Raw genomic sequence first — 12,834 nt, 5'->3', positions numbered from 1 at the left:
AAATCAATGACTTGCGCCGCCACATCGCACTGCATTTCCCACTGTTTCCCAAGTATCCACAGCATTTGGTCCCAGTGGTCCCAAGCGCGGCTCAGTACCTGAGTTTCGCCACCGCGCCGTCGTCGCCCTCTGGCGTCAGGTGGGCGTAGTACTTCTCGGTCGTGGCGTAGTCAGCGTGACCGGCAAGAATCTGCACCCGTCGCAACGGAACGCCGGCCATGACCATGTGGGCACAGAACGTGTGCCTCAGCCGGTGCAGACTTCCGCCGATGCCGGCGCGCTTGGAATCTGAGGCAAACCAGTCAGAGACCGTGTCCTTGTGCACGGTCACCAGCGGGTCGGGAAGACGGCGAAACGCCCAGCGCGCATAGCGGTTCAGCGGCACCTCACGCCACTTGCCCGACTTCGTGCGGCCCTGGCCATCCTCGTCCGGATCGCTTTCGACCCTCAGCCGGCGGCCGGTCACCGAATCCTTCCCCAGCCCAACCAGCTCGCCGCGGCGCAGCCCTGTGTGGGCCATGAACAGCCACAGAGCCGCTCGGTCGGGGTTTGCGCGGTACAGCTTCCGCATGGCCGCGCGGTCGTAGAACCTCACCGCCACGCTGCGGACACCGCGCGGCGCCTGGGTTTCCTCCAGCGGGTTGAAATCCAGCTCTTTCCACTTCACGCCACGCCGAAACGCGGCCTGCAGCCGGCGCACCTCTTTGCCGACAGTCTCCGGCGCGACCTTGTCCTTGGTCAGCCGGTCTGACTTGTACGACTCCATTTCCATTGGCCTCAAGGTGTCGATGGGCCTATGGCCGAAGCGGGCGATAAACAGCCGAACCTCGCTCTTTGCCTTCCCGTGCGTGGTCGGATGCTCCGCCTTGTACCAATCCAGGTATGCGTCCAGAAAGTCCCGCACGGTCGGAAGCCTGGGCAGGATGCGCACCCCATGGGTCAGTTCCGCTTCTTTCGCTGCTCGTATGCCCTCAGCTTCGCGTGGGCTGACGCGACCAATGGCGACACGGCTTCGTTTACCGCCTTCCCGCCAGTTGAGGTACGCGGCGCCGTCCCGCCAGAAGATTGTGACCTTGACCATTGCCTAGCGCCGTAGATTGCCGAGTAGAGGGCCGCTTTCTCGTAAAGCTTCTTGCCCATGAAGTTGCGCGGTTCAATGCCGTAATCGGCAATGTTCGAGTCGAACTGGCTGCGGGAGACCCCGCAGTAGTGCGCGGCCTCGTCCACGGTGAGCCAGTCCTTGCCGACGATATCCAGCTTTTCAGCAGCTCCCATCGGGTCCTCCTTCAGTCAGTGTCCAGGGCAGCGCGCAGCTGCTCCCCGGCCTGTTGTGCGGCGTCGCGCAGCGCCAGGTTCTCCGCGCGCAGGCGGATCAACTCGTCAGCGGCAGTTACAAGTTGCTCGCGCAGCACGACCTTAGGCGGCTGCTTAATGAGGCGAGGTTCGAGGGGGAAAAGCTGGGGATTCATCGGCGATCCTTGTGCCGCACGGCGGGGTCGATGCCATAGGTGTCGGCCAGGGCGCTGGTGAGCCGGTAGGCCGTCGCGCGGCTCACGCGGAATCGGGCGATGACCTCTTCCGTGGTGGGGAACTTCTCCTGCTCGTGCGCCCACTTCATGAAGAGCATGATCGACCGCATGTAGCCGTAGCCCGCAAGGTCGTGCTTGACCCTGCGGACCTTGACCACCGGCGGCATCGAAGCGTCGGCGGAGAAGTCCCGCGCGCCGAGTCCCATAGATGGTGAAAGGTTCATGCGAACAGGTCCAGTTGGGCCGGCAGCACCGGCGGCGGCGTGGCTTCCTCGCGCAGCAGGTCAGCCATGCGGAAGGTCACAGCCCATGCATCGGTGTGGCGAATCAGGTACTGATCCTCCTGGCACACCGAGATCTTGCCGGCCGAAATCAGGTAGCTCGCGTGGGCCGGCCCGGTGAATGCCTCGTACTCGATGCGCTGGATCTGCTCAGGGCGCCAGCCCTTGCGCAACTTGCGGTCGAGGATCGAGCGGGCGAAAGCGCGCAGCTGGTCAGGCGTCATCACGTGGCCACCCTCCGCCAGCACCAGGCGCATCCCCGCCAAGCCTGCCACCCCAGCCATAACGCGGTGATGCCGAACACGAACACGCCCAGCACGATGGCGAACCGCACGGCCACGGTTGCTAGGTGGTCAGTCATTGGTGGGCCCCTGGCTGTCGATCAGGGCCAGCAGGCGTCTGCCCTCGGCGTGGCTGGGCGTACCTGCAAAGGTGTACGCGATGAAGAACTGGACGGCCTGCCGGAACTGCCCCAGGTCCACGGCCTGCGCGGGCGGGGCGGCGTAGAGCGGGATTGGCGTCTCATCGTCGTCGCAGTAGGCAGCTGCCTCGCTGAAGGTCGGGTAGAGCATCGGCTCATCGTGATGCGTCATCCACGCAACCGCCTGCCCACCGCCAACGGTCAAGGAATCCTTGCCGGTTGCGGCACCGGTCCCATCGCAGGCGGTGCAGTCGGCGTCCACGTCGTAGCTGTCGGGCCCCGATCCGGCCATCGCCACGCCTTCGCCGCTGCCGTTGCACTTCGGGCACACCGCCTGGCGGGCGGCGATGACACGCAGGGCAGCGGCCTCTACTGCGGTTTCATTGTGGTTTCGCAGTCGGCGTGCAGCGGCAGCGGTTACTTCGTTCTTGTCGAACTCAGCGGCCAGCAGTTCGCGCGCATCCCCCTGACCGGCCGGGGAGGGCTGGACCGCTCCTCCGCACGCGTGGCATCGGCCATCTCGCGGAATTCGTGAGTAAGTCATGCCGCAGTGCTTCACAGAGCAATGCGCCGATTGTTCATGCGTCCCCTTCACCTTTTCCGCCAGCTCCATCAGGGTCAGCCCCGGCTGGCCGAACAGGGCCTCGCCGATCTGCGCGACCAGGCGCTGGGCTGCGCCGTCTGCCATCGTGTTCATGCGTCGGCTCCCATGGCTGCGCTGCCACTTCTGCTGTGACGGCCCGAATATGCCCGTTCAACCGATTTCAGCGCAGACTTCGGGTCATCCGAATTGGCCGCATTCCAGCCTGCCGTTACCCCGGCCATGTACTGGCTATCCATTAGCGAATCAGCCTCGGCGCGCAGGCGGGCGATCTCGGCGGCGTGGTCGGGCTGCTGCTCGAGGTAGAAGTAGCCAATCGGCTCGCCACCCTCGACCCATGCATCTGCGTCCAGGTCGTAGCGCTCGACGCGCAGCTCGTCGTCGGAGCCCAGCGCCGGGATCGAATACACGTCGAGCGGGCCGCCGTACATGGCGATCCAGCCAAGATCCGGATGTTCCATGTTCCCGTAGAAGGCACGGCCGGTGACAGGGCATTCGCTCGGCCCAATAGGCTTGTCCTGCTCGATCCTCTGCCGCTGCTCAGCATCCACCCATTCGGCGTGTGCGGCATCGGACACTGCGGTCCAGTCGATTTCCTGAGTCATACCCGCTTCTCCTTCTGCTTGGTGCGTCCTGCGTGGCCACCCTCGACCACCTGGCGGCGGCTGACGGTGGATCGGTCGATGGGGCTGGTGCCGAGCTTCTGGACCTTGCCGCCCGAGCGCAGTAAGCGCTCCACGTCGGCTGCGATCTGCTGGGCCTCGGCGTCCTTCTGCTGCTGGGTCGCGCCTTCAAAGGTGCGCTTTACGTGGATGGCGGTCACGGCTGCACCCCATCCACAAGCGCCTGAATCTCAGCGAGGCTCTTCTTCGCCGCATCAAGGCGTTCCTGTGCGACGCGCACGCTCTCGATCCGGTTCCGCAGGGCCTTCTGCAGACCCTCGGCCTTGCACTGCTCGACAGTCGGCCAGAAGTGGAAGCCTTCGTTCCCGTGCCAGACGCGCTGCGGCTCGTCCTCGTCCTCATTGAGCATGTGGACGGCCACGACCTTGCCGTAGTCGTCCTGCGCCAGAAGCAGCTGGCACTGCCAGCCGTGGCTGCAGGTCTTGCACTCGACCTCTAGCTGGACTTCTTCCTGGCGCTCACGGCGACCGATCACCACGTAACGGAAGATGCCAGCCGCCTCGACGTAGCGGAAAAGCTCGTCGCCGATCTTGTAATCCTTGATGCTCATGCGATGCTCCTCAGCGGCGCCCTGCTGACTTCCATCGGGCACCACACGTTCGTCAGATTGTTCAGGTGGACCTGCAGCGGATCGCGCCGCAGGGGTTTCAGTGGGTCGCGGAGCCTCCGGTCGGTGTTCCGGCAGGCCGCGCAGTCCGCGTGTCGCCTACCGTTCGCCATCGGGAAGAACCGCAGCGGCAGGCGGGCCGCGCACTTCGTGCAGATCTTCATGCCAGCCTCGCCTTCATCAGATTGGCCCAGGTGAGCGGATACGGGCCGCGCTTGATCCGGTCATACGCCGTGCTGCGCGAGACGCCGAGAATCTCCGCGACCTGCATCGTGGTGAAGCGCTTGCCCTCGATCACGCTGGCGTACAGCTGCGCGCGGGTCTGCCCGGCGCGGCGGAAGCACTTGGCGTGGCTGGGGTAGAACGAAACGTCCATCACGCGGCCTCCTGGCGGTCGCCAGCGCGCAGGCTCCGCTCGAACCCGACCACCATCTGGCGGAACGGCTCCAAGTCGGCGCGCATCTTGGCGATGAAGGCCTCGTCGCGCTCGAACCGGCGCCACCACAGCTGCCGACCCACCGAGGCCAGCGCCGGGCAGTAGAGGCCGATGTGCCACCACTTCCGGTCAGTCAGCCACATGCAGCCCTGGGCCTGCTCGAACACCTCGCTGGCATCGTTGTCGATGTGGAAGGCGCGCAGCTTTTCCGGGTTGATGAAGCACTTGTATTCGCTGCCGCCGTCCTCGCCGATGAACCCGTCGGCGGAACAGCCGTAGTCGCCGCACTCGCTCAGCACGAACCCTGCGCGGCGGACCAACAGGCCGGACTGCACCTCATGCTCGGCGCGGGCCAGCGGTTCCATCTCATGGCCGCGGCGCATGGCGAACGTTTCGAAACCCTCGTCCAGAGGCTCGCCACTGATCCGCTCGATGGCCAGGCGGAAGGCGTAGTTCTTGGACGCCTCGCTGAAGTCGCCCACCGGCTCACCGGCCAGCGCCTTCTCAATCACTGCCGACTTCGGCACGGCCTTGTAGCTGGCTGCCTCGGCAGCGGCCTTGTGTGCCATACCGGCCAGCACCGCATCGACGTAGGCGCGCTGCTGGTCGGTCAGCTCGCCCACGCGCGAGCGAGCGGTGGCGAACATGCTGGCCGTGATGACCCCGGCACGGGCGTTGTGCCATGCGTCGCTGCCCTGGTCGCAGGAAATCAGCCTCACGGCGTGACCTCCTCAGCCTCTGCGCGCTCGGCTTCGCCCTTCAGCGTCTCGTGACCCGACTGGCCGATCATCTTGCGCTGCTCGGGGGTCAGCTTTCCCCACGCGTCGGCGTAGGCGTCCAGACCAGCCGTCGCGATCTCCTGCAGGCTGGCATACAGGGCCTGGCGCTCGGGCGTATCCTCCGGCTCGGCAGGCAGCTGACGGGTGGTGCTGGCCGGAGAACGCTCGGCGCGGACCACTTCGCCCTCAATGATGCGCTCGGCCTCGTCCTGCTCGTAGATGCCAACGAAGCCGAACGCCAGACGGGCGCACTGGATCATCGCCTTGTGGCGCAGCATGCGGCGCGGGTGGGACTGCCACGGGCCAGCGTTGGAACGGCGGCACTCGGCCATGTACTCGGTCACGCGCACCGGGCGGCTGCGATCCTTGCGGTAGATCGAACAGGTGCAGCTCTGCTCGTCCTGCTCGAAGTCCATACCGTCGAACTGAGCGTGTGAGTTGATGATGCGCGACCAGCCGTCGACGCCTACCACCGGGACGATGCCGTTGTTCTTGTCGGGGAAGGCGTAGATTTCCTTCGTCCACGGGTTCAGGCCGTACTGGTTCGCTACTACCAGCAGCGCGGTCATCTGCGCGTCGGAGACCTGGCCCTTGAAGGCGGTGGCCTTCAGTACGGCAACAAGCTCCTGCGCATCGTCGGCGCCCATGTTCAGTGAAGCGGCGAGGCTCTTGGTTTGTGAGAGGACGAGGTTGCTCATGGCTGCTCTGCTGGTAGGTGGAATAGTTGCCCGGCTCTCGGAGCCGCCGCCGGGCGGGCGGTCGCATCCCTGCGGGGAGTTACACGAACGGATCAACGTCCGGATCGTTCATCAGCGGGATGTCGGCGTTCTCGTCTTCGTCGGTGCCGGCGTCCGGCTCGGGTGAGGCAACGGTGCAGGTGGTCACCGACTGGATGCCGGCCAGCTGGGCCTTGAGCTCGTCCAATTCCTTGGTCAGCTTCTGGTTCTTCGTGTACTCCGCGTACCACTGGCTGCTCTTTTCGGACGCTTCCTTCTGAGCCTTCTCTACCAGCGGATGGGTCGGTTCCAGCTCGCCGCCCTCGGTGTACTCGATACGAACGCCTTCCTCGGCGCGCTTCCAACCGCTGGTGCTGTAGTGGCCGTCGCGTTCGAAGATGGTTGCGCGCGCCATCAGTTCGGCGGCCAGGCTGGCGCATTCGCTGGGCAGGATGATGGCGGTGCGTTCGTTGCCGCCGATGGTGATCTTGATCTTCATGGGTCTATCCTTGGTCTCGTGGGTGTAGTTGCCGGGTTGTTGGACCCGCCCGTCGCGGGACCCTGCTGGGGAGGCAGGGCAGGGGAGTCAGTCGCCGTCGGCGCAGATGCCGTGCACGGCTTCGTGGTTGTTCATTTCGATATCGGCATTGCCAAGCAGCAGGCCGTCAAAGTGGTGTTCGGTTGCTTCCAGCCCCGGCGCGACAGGCGGCTCAATCTTCGGCAGGCCGCCGAACTGCTTGGCAAAGGCGGCATCGAGGTGGTCGAACGGGTTCATGCGAACACCGCCTGGAAGATGGTCACTGCCAGCACGCCAAAGCAGAACGCGAGTGCAGCGATGAGGGCGGTGTTCTTGAGCGCGTAGACGTGAGCGGCGCGGTCGTCGGCGGTCACTTCGCACCCCCAGCCATCCCAGCCCGCAGGTCGCGCACCATCCGGCCAATGGCCATCGCAGCGCTGTAGCGGCCGGTCAGGAAGTCAGCCCGCGCCAGAGAGGCCGCACGGTCGGCGTGGTGCGGCTTGTATCCGAGGCGCAGTGCAGCCAGGCGCACCAGTTCGGCCACTGCCACCGCGCGGATCATGCGGCGCGGGAAGGGGAGGATCACGGCGCTCATGAATGGATCCTCACGAGCGCGGTAGCCGCCTCGTAGTCCGACTCGTTCCGAATGCCGCAGCGGTCCTTGTAGTCGTCCAGTTCGTCCTGAACGTGGCGGTCCATCGCGGCCTGGTACAGACGGGTGAACTCGATGGCGTCCGCGCCTTTCAACGCCTCCGACATTGCAGTCAGTTCCCCCTCGGTCAGCACCAGCTCACCCATCACGCTCGGCGAGGTGGACAGCCAGGAGATTGCATCTGCAGTCCGGTCCTGAATCGATGGGGACGGGTACACCCGGCCGTCGTAGGTAACTTCGGTGTTGTGATGGTTGCGAATGGCGTTCATGGCTGCCTCGGATGGCGTATCAAAAAGGCCAATTACTGACCGGCACGACGCACGGCCAACGCGAACCCGTTGTAGTCGCGGGGGAGGCCGTTGACGTAGCCGTAGTTGAAAAGGACGCCCCACGCGGACGCCGGGGACCAGGCGCACAGGTCGGAGGTCCAGAACCAGCCGCGCTTCGGGAAGTCGGGGAAGGCGTAGGTATCGATGGCCGGTTCGTGGCGGGTGATATCCACGATGGTCAGCAGCTGCTCGCGGGTCGGCAGGGACCAGTCGCGGTGGCCGGCGTAGTCGAGCTCGGCGCAGGCCTTGGTCGCCTGCTCGTGGGTCATTTCGCCCTGGGCGAGCGGCTTTGCGGTCCACTCCAGGCCGGTCTTGCTGTCGATGACGGTCAGTACGCCGCCGTGGGTCTGGGTGAAGCGCTGCTGGTTCAGGCTCATCTTCGTCTCCAAGCCGCTCCCGGGAGTGGGTGTGCTGCGGCGTTGGGAGAACGATATGCAAAACGGGATAACTATGCAATCCCGAACGGGATAAATTTCTGCATAAGCCGACGAACGGTAGGTAGAAGGTCTACCTACTAGTTCGCGAGTTCACATTGGTATGTGCTGTTTGGGTATCTCGCCATGTACGTCTCGGCGATTTCTTGACAGAACTCAAGATCCGGCGCCATCCCATAGATAAGCGCGATCCTTTCTGGGCCGCCCATCCCGTACTTCACCAGAAAGTAGTCCGGTGAGCTTCCGATCTGGTTGCCCTTGGCGAACTTCGAGAGCTTCTCTGACTGCTGCTCGTAGCTGGGCATGCAGGCCGCTAATAGGATGGCGGCTGTCGCCACGGCGAAAAATCCAATGCTTCTCATAGTCGCTGCTCCCTAACCAGCCCCGCTTCATCGAACCCGATGCCCTCGACGCGGCATTCCCTGGCCCGTTCCATTTTGTCTTTCAATTCCATCAGCTCGTCATCGGTCAGGCATTCCATAACGCCGCGAACGTGGGCCGTCTCTTGCCGGATCAGCCATGCCAACCAGTACATGCGGGCCAGGTCCCGGATACGGGAATAGATCAGGTCTCGGGTAGCCCCATCCATTCCGGATCGCTGAAATGGCACTACCTGGCCGCGTCTAACGATAACCGGCCTCGATTCGTTCCGAGGCGTCATGCCCATGGCCGCAGCCATTTCCCCTGCAAGTTGCTTCAGTCGCTCGTCGCTGATCGCCATGCTGTCCTCACCCTGTTTTACGAAGCTCGGCAGCGAAGCGGCGTAGGGCAACGATCACGTTGCTGTCGTCCATGATCCCGGCGGCGCCTTCTTCTTGGACCACCTTCATGGCCACGTACAGGCGATCCGCATAGGTGTCCCTGGGAAGCGGCTCAGGGGCCATGGCCTCCATCTCGCTCACCAGCTTCACTGCGGCTGCAACTATCTCCCGCTCCGATCCCACGGACTGAGACGCTGCCGGCTCCTCGATACCGGACAGATCAACCCACATCAGGTCGCTGGCGGAGACGCCGAAGTGCCGGGCCAACTGGCCCATCTTCTCGGGGTTCGGCTTGCTGATCTTGCCTGCCATGTAACGGCTCACCCACGACTGCCCGGCCCCGGAGGCGACCGCAGCATCAGCTGCAGTGGTGCGGTTGACGTGGATCAGGTGGCGGAGATTGCGGCGAGGCAGGTCGTCGTCATGCATACCGGAATGATCCCGCATACCGTTCGTCGGACAAAATGCATTTGGGGATTCCAAATGTATCCCGAATGGGATATTTTCCTTGGCCATGAACCCCTCACTCGCCATCGAACGTCTCCGCGCCGCCGGGCTGACCGAGCAGAGCATCGGCTCTGCTGTGGGTGCCCGGCAGTCCACCATCAATCGGATTCGCCGCGGCCTGATGCAGCCGACCTACGAGGTTGGCAAGGCGCTGGTTGATCTCGCTACGGCCACCGAGCGCAAGGCCGCTCGCCGCCGCCGGGCCTGACATGCCCACCTCACCGACCCCGCGCAGGGAAGGGCACCACGGTGCCGCTGCCGGGGGCGGGCGGGTTCTTCCGCTCCACCTGGGTGATCTGCACCCGATCCGCGTAACGCCTCAGCACGAACAGCCGACCGGCAACCGGCACCAACTCGACTACACCGCTCGACCGCTTCACCTCTGAATTCACTTGGCTCAATCCGTTGTGGGTTGGGCCTTTATTCCGCCCGAGAGGGCTTGGCAACGATAGGCAACGCATGGCAACCCCTGGCAACCAAAAAGAACTGAGGCTCGCGTTCGGCGTGCACCACGCCCCGAAAGACGCGCCGTCGCAGATCGTCCGGCAGATCGAATCAGCCGCCCACGCGCTGGCCGTGATGATCCGCGCCGGCCACCACAAGCTCGAATACGTGGCGGCCTGCATCGGCAAGTCGAAGTCCTACGTCTCGCGGATGCAGAACGGCGTCCGCCCGATCCCCGAGAAGCTGGTCGGCCCGCTGTGCGCCGCCACCGGCTCCAATCTCCTTCGCCAGTTCCTCAGCCTGCAGGCCGCCCTTGACGGCATCTGCGAGGTCGAGCGCCTGGCTGACCTGATGAGGTCCGCCAATGAAGAACCGAGCCGAGTACCTGCAGCGGCTGGCCGAGTGCATTCAGGTCATCGAGTCCAGCCCGCCTATGACGCGCGAGGAGATCGCCGCGCACCTGTCCCGATGCGCGGACGAGCAGGCCAGGGCGGAAGCCCGGCGCTCGGCTACGCCGCAGCCTGACCTACTAGGGGCAGCGTAATGGCCAACACCTGGTTCCGCATGTACGCCGAGTTCGCATCCGACGCGAAGGTGCAGATGATGAGCGAGGCGATGCAGCGCCGTCTGCTGATGGTGTTCTGCCTCCGTTGCAGTGACGTCACAGTGACGCTCAGTGACGAAGAACTAGCGTTTCAGATGCGCATCAGCGCCGACGAACTGGCCGAGACCAAGGCGCTGTTCGTGCGCAAGGGATTCATCGATTCGGCGTGGAATGTCCTCAACTGGGAGAAGCGCCAATTCGCCTCGGACTCAAGCGCCGCAAGGACTCGCGCCTATCGTGACAGGCAGCGCGACAAGCCTGTGACGTCACATGTGACGGAGCGTGACGCCCTAGAACAGAACAGAACAGATACAGAACAGAGAAGAGAAGAGCAGGCCGCGCCTGTTGCTGACGCAGCGCCGTTGCCGGCATCGGCGACCCCGATCACCTCGCGGTCGCCTACCGGCTCCCGCCTGCCGAGCGATTGGCAGCCGAGTACGGACCTCGTGACCTGGGCGCTGGAGAACGGCAACGGGATTGACGTGGCCCGAGAGGCGGAGAAGTTCCGCGACTTCTGGACGGCCAAGGCCGGCAAGGACGGCCGCAAGCTGGACTGGCCGGCCACGTGGCGCAACTGGATCCGCCGCGCGGCTGAGGGCCGTGGCGGCAACGGTGGCGGCGCACTGTTCGCCCAGCAGCAGCCACAGGCCGCTGGCGGCGGGAGGAGGGCGCTGTGAGCAACGTGACCCCATCCTTCGCCGAGGAAGCCGTGATCGGTGGTCTGCTGCAGGACAACCAGCGCTTCCACGACGTGGCCCCGCTGATCGGCGCGGATCACTTCACCAGCCCGCAGCGCGCTCGGGTGTTCGGCCTGATCCGTGACCGTGTGCTGGCCGGCGAGCCTGCCGACGCGGTGACCATCGGCGAGGCGTCCCCGGACGACTTCGACTACGTGGTGCACCTGGCCGCGAACGTCCCCGGCTCGTCCGCGGTGGTCGCCTACGCCGAGCTGGTGCGCGAGAACTGGCGTCGCCGTGAGGCGGTGGCGGTGGGCCTGCAGCTGGTGTCGGCGGCGCGTGCCGGCGAGGAGGACGCGGTGGACGTGGCCGCTGGTCGGCTGCTGGCGCTCAACGCCGTGGTGACCGCGTGTGAGTACACCGGCAAGCAGGCGCTGCAGCAGGCGTGGCGCGAGGTCGAGCGCAACCACGCGTCGGGCGGCGCGCTGCCGGGCATCCCGACGGGCCTGAGCGCGCTGGACGACATTCTCGGCGGCTGGCACGACAGCGACCTGACGATCATCGGCGGCCGGCCGGCCATGGGCAAAACGGCGTTCCTCGGCGGCCTGATCGAGGCGGCGGCGGACGCCGGCAAGCGCCCTGGCGTCATCAGCGCCGAACAGCCGGCCGTGCAGCTGGCCCTGCGCCGCCTGTCGCTGGTGTCGTCGGTCGCCGCGTCACGTCTGCGCAGCGGACAGTTGGAGGACGAGGACTGGGGTCGGCTGCAGGCCAGTATGGGCCGCGCTATCGCCCGCGATATGTGGATCTACGACCGCTCCGCCGTGACGCTGGACGAGCTCGTCGGCATCGCCCGGAAGTGGAAGCACACCCACGGCATCGGTTGCCTTTTCATCGACTACGCCCAGCGCATCACCGTGCCCCGCGCCGACCGCATCACCGAGGTTTCGCAGGTAGCGCGCGGCATGAAGAACCTTGCCCGTGATCTGCAGATCCCGGTCATCTCGCTGGCCCAGGTGGTGAAGGGCGTCGACCAGCGGGTAGGGGACAAGCGCCCCACGGCTGGCGACCTGGCCAACAGCGACGAGCTGACCCGCGAGGCCGACCAGATCCTGATGCTGTACCGGGACGAGGTCTACAACCGCGAGACACAGGACCGCGGCATCGCCGAGATCCTGATCGAGAAGAACCGCCACGGGCCGACCGGGTTCAAGAAGGTCGCCTTCCTCAGCGAAACCATGCGCTTCGCCGACCTGGGGAGGGATTTCTGATGGTCCCGCAATACGAACTGGAACGCGCCCGCCAGACCGGCCGGTGGATGCGCGACGCACACAAGGACCGGAATTCGGTCCCGCTCTACGCCATGGGCGAGGACGGGCTGGCGCTGCGCCGGGCTTGGCTGGCCGGCTGGGACGAACGAGACGAGCAGATCAGGAGGAAGGCATGAGCGAGATCGAATTGAAGGCGCGGGAGCTGCTGTCCGATGCGTTTGACGAAGAGGGATTCCCGAGGCACGCCGCCAAGATGCGTGGCGGGCTGAACTTTACTGCCATCTATCAAGATGTGGCCGTGAGAGCGGTGATCGCTGCTCTCACACAGCCTACTTTCGATGTCGGAATTCCGACATCGGTCCCGCAGTGGCAGCCGATTGAGAGCGCGCCGAAGCATGGTCAGCCGGTGCTGCTGGATCATCCGGGTTGGCATTCGCGCGTGATGCGTGGCGCATGGGACGCGCACGAGCTGGCGTGGCGAGTGCATGGATTCGGATGCCCGGCCACCCAGCCTACCAAATGGCAGCCGCTGCCCGCTCCGCCGGAGGTGGTGGGATGAGCCACCCATACGCAGCGCGGCCCGAGGCC

At 65.2% G+C, this 12,834-nt stretch carries 27 protein-coding genes; 6 read left to right on the top strand and 21 right to left on the bottom strand.

What is annotated here, in order from left to right; genetic code table 11:
* Positions 1 to 91 precede the first annotated feature (91 nt).
* The 21 genes from AC06FA_RS19555 to AC06FA_RS19455 form a co-directional block, all read right to left on the bottom strand.
* A complete protein-coding gene (locus AC06FA_RS19555) occupies positions 92 to 931 on the bottom strand; it encodes a tyrosine-type recombinase/integrase (protein WP_478069741.1) in 840 nt (279 codons plus the stop codon).
* Positions 932 to 939: 8 nt separating this feature from the next.
* Positions 940 to 1,275, bottom strand: coding sequence for a hypothetical protein (locus AC06FA_RS19550; RefSeq protein WP_478069740.1), 336 nt, complete (start codon positions 1,273 to 1,275; stop codon positions 940 to 942).
* A gap of 11 nt (positions 1,276 to 1,286) precedes the next feature.
* Entirely contained in the window at positions 1,287 to 1,469 is a 183-nt protein-coding gene (locus AC06FA_RS19545; protein WP_478069739.1) for a hypothetical protein, read from the bottom strand.
* Positions 1,466 to 1,753: a hypothetical protein gene (locus AC06FA_RS19540; protein WP_478069738.1), complete on the bottom strand. Its 288-nt coding sequence runs from the start codon at positions 1,751 to 1,753 to the stop codon at positions 1,466 to 1,468. Before AC06FA_RS19540 ends, AC06FA_RS19545 begins: the two co-directional genes overlap by 4 nt.
* Positions 1,750 to 2,067 (bottom strand): hypothetical protein, encoded by a 318-nt coding sequence (locus AC06FA_RS19535; RefSeq protein WP_478069737.1) that lies wholly within the window; start codon positions 2,065 to 2,067, stop codon positions 1,750 to 1,752. Before AC06FA_RS19535 ends, AC06FA_RS19540 begins: the two co-directional genes overlap by 4 nt.
* A 96-nt stretch (positions 2,068 to 2,163) precedes the next feature.
* Positions 2,164 to 2,928 carry a hypothetical protein gene (locus AC06FA_RS19530; protein WP_478069736.1) on the bottom strand — a complete coding sequence of 255 codons (765 nt, stop codon included), beginning with the start codon at positions 2,926 to 2,928 and terminating at the stop codon, positions 2,164 to 2,166.
* Entirely contained in the window at positions 2,925 to 3,437 is a 513-nt protein-coding gene (locus AC06FA_RS19525; RefSeq protein WP_478069735.1) for a hypothetical protein, read from the bottom strand. Before AC06FA_RS19525 ends, AC06FA_RS19530 begins: the two co-directional genes overlap by 4 nt.
* On the bottom strand, positions 3,434 to 3,655 hold the full coding sequence (locus tag AC06FA_RS19520) for a hypothetical protein (RefSeq protein ID WP_478069734.1): 222 nt from the start codon (positions 3,653 to 3,655) through the stop codon (positions 3,434 to 3,436). The genes AC06FA_RS19525 and AC06FA_RS19520 overlap by 4 nt, the downstream gene beginning before the upstream one ends.
* Entirely contained in the window at positions 3,652 to 4,065 is a 414-nt protein-coding gene (locus AC06FA_RS19515; RefSeq protein WP_478069733.1) for a hypothetical protein, read from the bottom strand. The genes AC06FA_RS19520 and AC06FA_RS19515 overlap by 4 nt, the downstream gene beginning before the upstream one ends.
* Positions 4,062 to 4,286 (bottom strand): hypothetical protein, encoded by a 225-nt coding sequence (locus AC06FA_RS19510; RefSeq protein ID WP_478069732.1) that lies wholly within the window; start codon positions 4,284 to 4,286, stop codon positions 4,062 to 4,064. Before AC06FA_RS19510 ends, AC06FA_RS19515 begins: the two co-directional genes overlap by 4 nt.
* Positions 4,283 to 4,498, bottom strand: a complete 216-nt coding sequence (locus AC06FA_RS19505) for a hypothetical protein (RefSeq protein ID WP_478069731.1) — start codon at positions 4,496 to 4,498, stop codon at positions 4,283 to 4,285. Before AC06FA_RS19505 ends, AC06FA_RS19510 begins: the two co-directional genes overlap by 4 nt.
* Complete coding sequence (locus tag AC06FA_RS19500; RefSeq protein WP_478069730.1) at positions 4,498 to 5,277, bottom strand: lambda exonuclease family protein; 780 nt, start codon at positions 5,275 to 5,277, stop codon at positions 4,498 to 4,500. The genes AC06FA_RS19505 and AC06FA_RS19500 overlap by 1 nt, the downstream gene beginning before the upstream one ends.
* Positions 5,274 to 6,035 (bottom strand): phage recombination protein Bet, encoded by a 762-nt coding sequence (gene bet / locus AC06FA_RS19495; RefSeq protein WP_478069729.1) that lies wholly within the window; start codon positions 6,033 to 6,035, stop codon positions 5,274 to 5,276. The genes AC06FA_RS19500 and bet overlap by 4 nt, the downstream gene beginning before the upstream one ends.
* A gap of 79 nt (positions 6,036 to 6,114) precedes the next feature.
* On the bottom strand, positions 6,115 to 6,552 hold the full coding sequence (locus tag AC06FA_RS19490; RefSeq protein WP_478069728.1) for a hypothetical protein: 438 nt from the start codon (positions 6,550 to 6,552) through the stop codon (positions 6,115 to 6,117).
* 87 nt (positions 6,553 to 6,639) lie between these two features.
* Positions 6,640 to 6,828 carry a hypothetical protein gene (locus AC06FA_RS19485; protein ID WP_478069727.1) on the bottom strand — a complete coding sequence of 63 codons (189 nt, stop codon included), beginning with the start codon at positions 6,826 to 6,828 and terminating at the stop codon, positions 6,640 to 6,642.
* A 112-nt stretch (positions 6,829 to 6,940) separates the two neighbouring features.
* On the bottom strand, positions 6,941 to 7,165 hold the full coding sequence (locus tag AC06FA_RS19480; protein WP_478069726.1) for a hypothetical protein: 225 nt from the start codon (positions 7,163 to 7,165) through the stop codon (positions 6,941 to 6,943).
* The gene (locus tag AC06FA_RS19475; RefSeq protein WP_478069725.1) at positions 7,162 to 7,491 is read right to left on the bottom strand and encodes a hypothetical protein; all 330 of its coding nucleotides are present in this window, start codon (positions 7,489 to 7,491) and stop codon (positions 7,162 to 7,164) included. The genes AC06FA_RS19480 and AC06FA_RS19475 overlap by 4 nt, the downstream gene beginning before the upstream one ends.
* Before the next feature lie 32 nt (positions 7,492 to 7,523).
* Positions 7,524 to 7,928: an Lcl C-terminal domain-containing protein gene (locus tag AC06FA_RS19470; protein ID WP_478069724.1), complete on the bottom strand. Its 405-nt coding sequence runs from the start codon at positions 7,926 to 7,928 to the stop codon at positions 7,524 to 7,526.
* Positions 7,929 to 8,065: 137 nt separating this feature from the next.
* Entirely contained in the window at positions 8,066 to 8,347 is a 282-nt protein-coding gene (locus AC06FA_RS19465) for a hypothetical protein (RefSeq protein WP_478069723.1), read from the bottom strand.
* Entirely contained in the window at positions 8,344 to 8,706 is a 363-nt protein-coding gene (locus AC06FA_RS19460; RefSeq protein ID WP_478069722.1) for a hypothetical protein, read from the bottom strand. The genes AC06FA_RS19465 and AC06FA_RS19460 overlap by 4 nt, the downstream gene beginning before the upstream one ends.
* Before the next feature lie 7 nt (positions 8,707 to 8,713).
* The gene (locus AC06FA_RS19455; RefSeq protein ID WP_478069721.1) at positions 8,714 to 9,262 is read right to left on the bottom strand and encodes a helix-turn-helix domain-containing protein; all 549 of its coding nucleotides are present in this window, start codon (positions 9,260 to 9,262) and stop codon (positions 8,714 to 8,716) included.
* Here AC06FA_RS19455 and AC06FA_RS19450 point away from each other — a divergent pair.
* The 6 genes from AC06FA_RS19450 to AC06FA_RS19425 all read left to right on the top strand — a co-directional run bounded on the left by AC06FA_RS19450 (position 9,261) and on the right by AC06FA_RS19425 (position 12,805).
* Complete coding sequence (locus AC06FA_RS19450; RefSeq protein WP_478069720.1) at positions 9,261 to 9,461, top strand: hypothetical protein; 201 nt, start codon at positions 9,261 to 9,263, stop codon at positions 9,459 to 9,461. The two genes, AC06FA_RS19455 and AC06FA_RS19450, sit on opposite strands and share 2 nt — an antisense overlap.
* 251 nt (positions 9,462 to 9,712) lie before the next feature.
* Positions 9,713 to 10,222 (top strand): hypothetical protein, encoded by a 510-nt coding sequence (locus AC06FA_RS19445; protein ID WP_478069719.1) that lies wholly within the window; start codon positions 9,713 to 9,715, stop codon positions 10,220 to 10,222.
* A gap of 18 nt (positions 10,223 to 10,240) precedes the next feature.
* Positions 10,241 to 10,978, top strand: coding sequence for a hypothetical protein (locus tag AC06FA_RS19440; RefSeq protein WP_478069718.1), 738 nt, complete (start codon positions 10,241 to 10,243; stop codon positions 10,976 to 10,978).
* Entirely contained in the window at positions 10,975 to 12,246 is a 1,272-nt protein-coding gene (locus AC06FA_RS19435; protein WP_478069717.1) for a replicative DNA helicase, read from the top strand. Before AC06FA_RS19440 ends, AC06FA_RS19435 begins: the two co-directional genes overlap by 4 nt.
* Entirely contained in the window at positions 12,246 to 12,422 is a 177-nt protein-coding gene (locus AC06FA_RS19430; protein WP_333627829.1) for a hypothetical protein, read from the top strand. The genes AC06FA_RS19435 and AC06FA_RS19430 overlap by 1 nt, the downstream gene beginning before the upstream one ends.
* On the top strand, positions 12,419 to 12,805 hold the full coding sequence (locus AC06FA_RS19425; protein WP_478069716.1) for a hypothetical protein: 387 nt from the start codon (positions 12,419 to 12,421) through the stop codon (positions 12,803 to 12,805). Before AC06FA_RS19430 ends, AC06FA_RS19425 begins: the two co-directional genes overlap by 4 nt.
* The last annotated feature ends 29 nt before the right edge of the window (positions 12,806 to 12,834 follow it).

Source organism: Stenotrophomonas sp. Steno-C17 (assembly GCF_056393165.1).
Note: the sequence above shows the minus strand (reverse complement) of the source record. Positions and strands in the feature narration are given on the sequence as shown.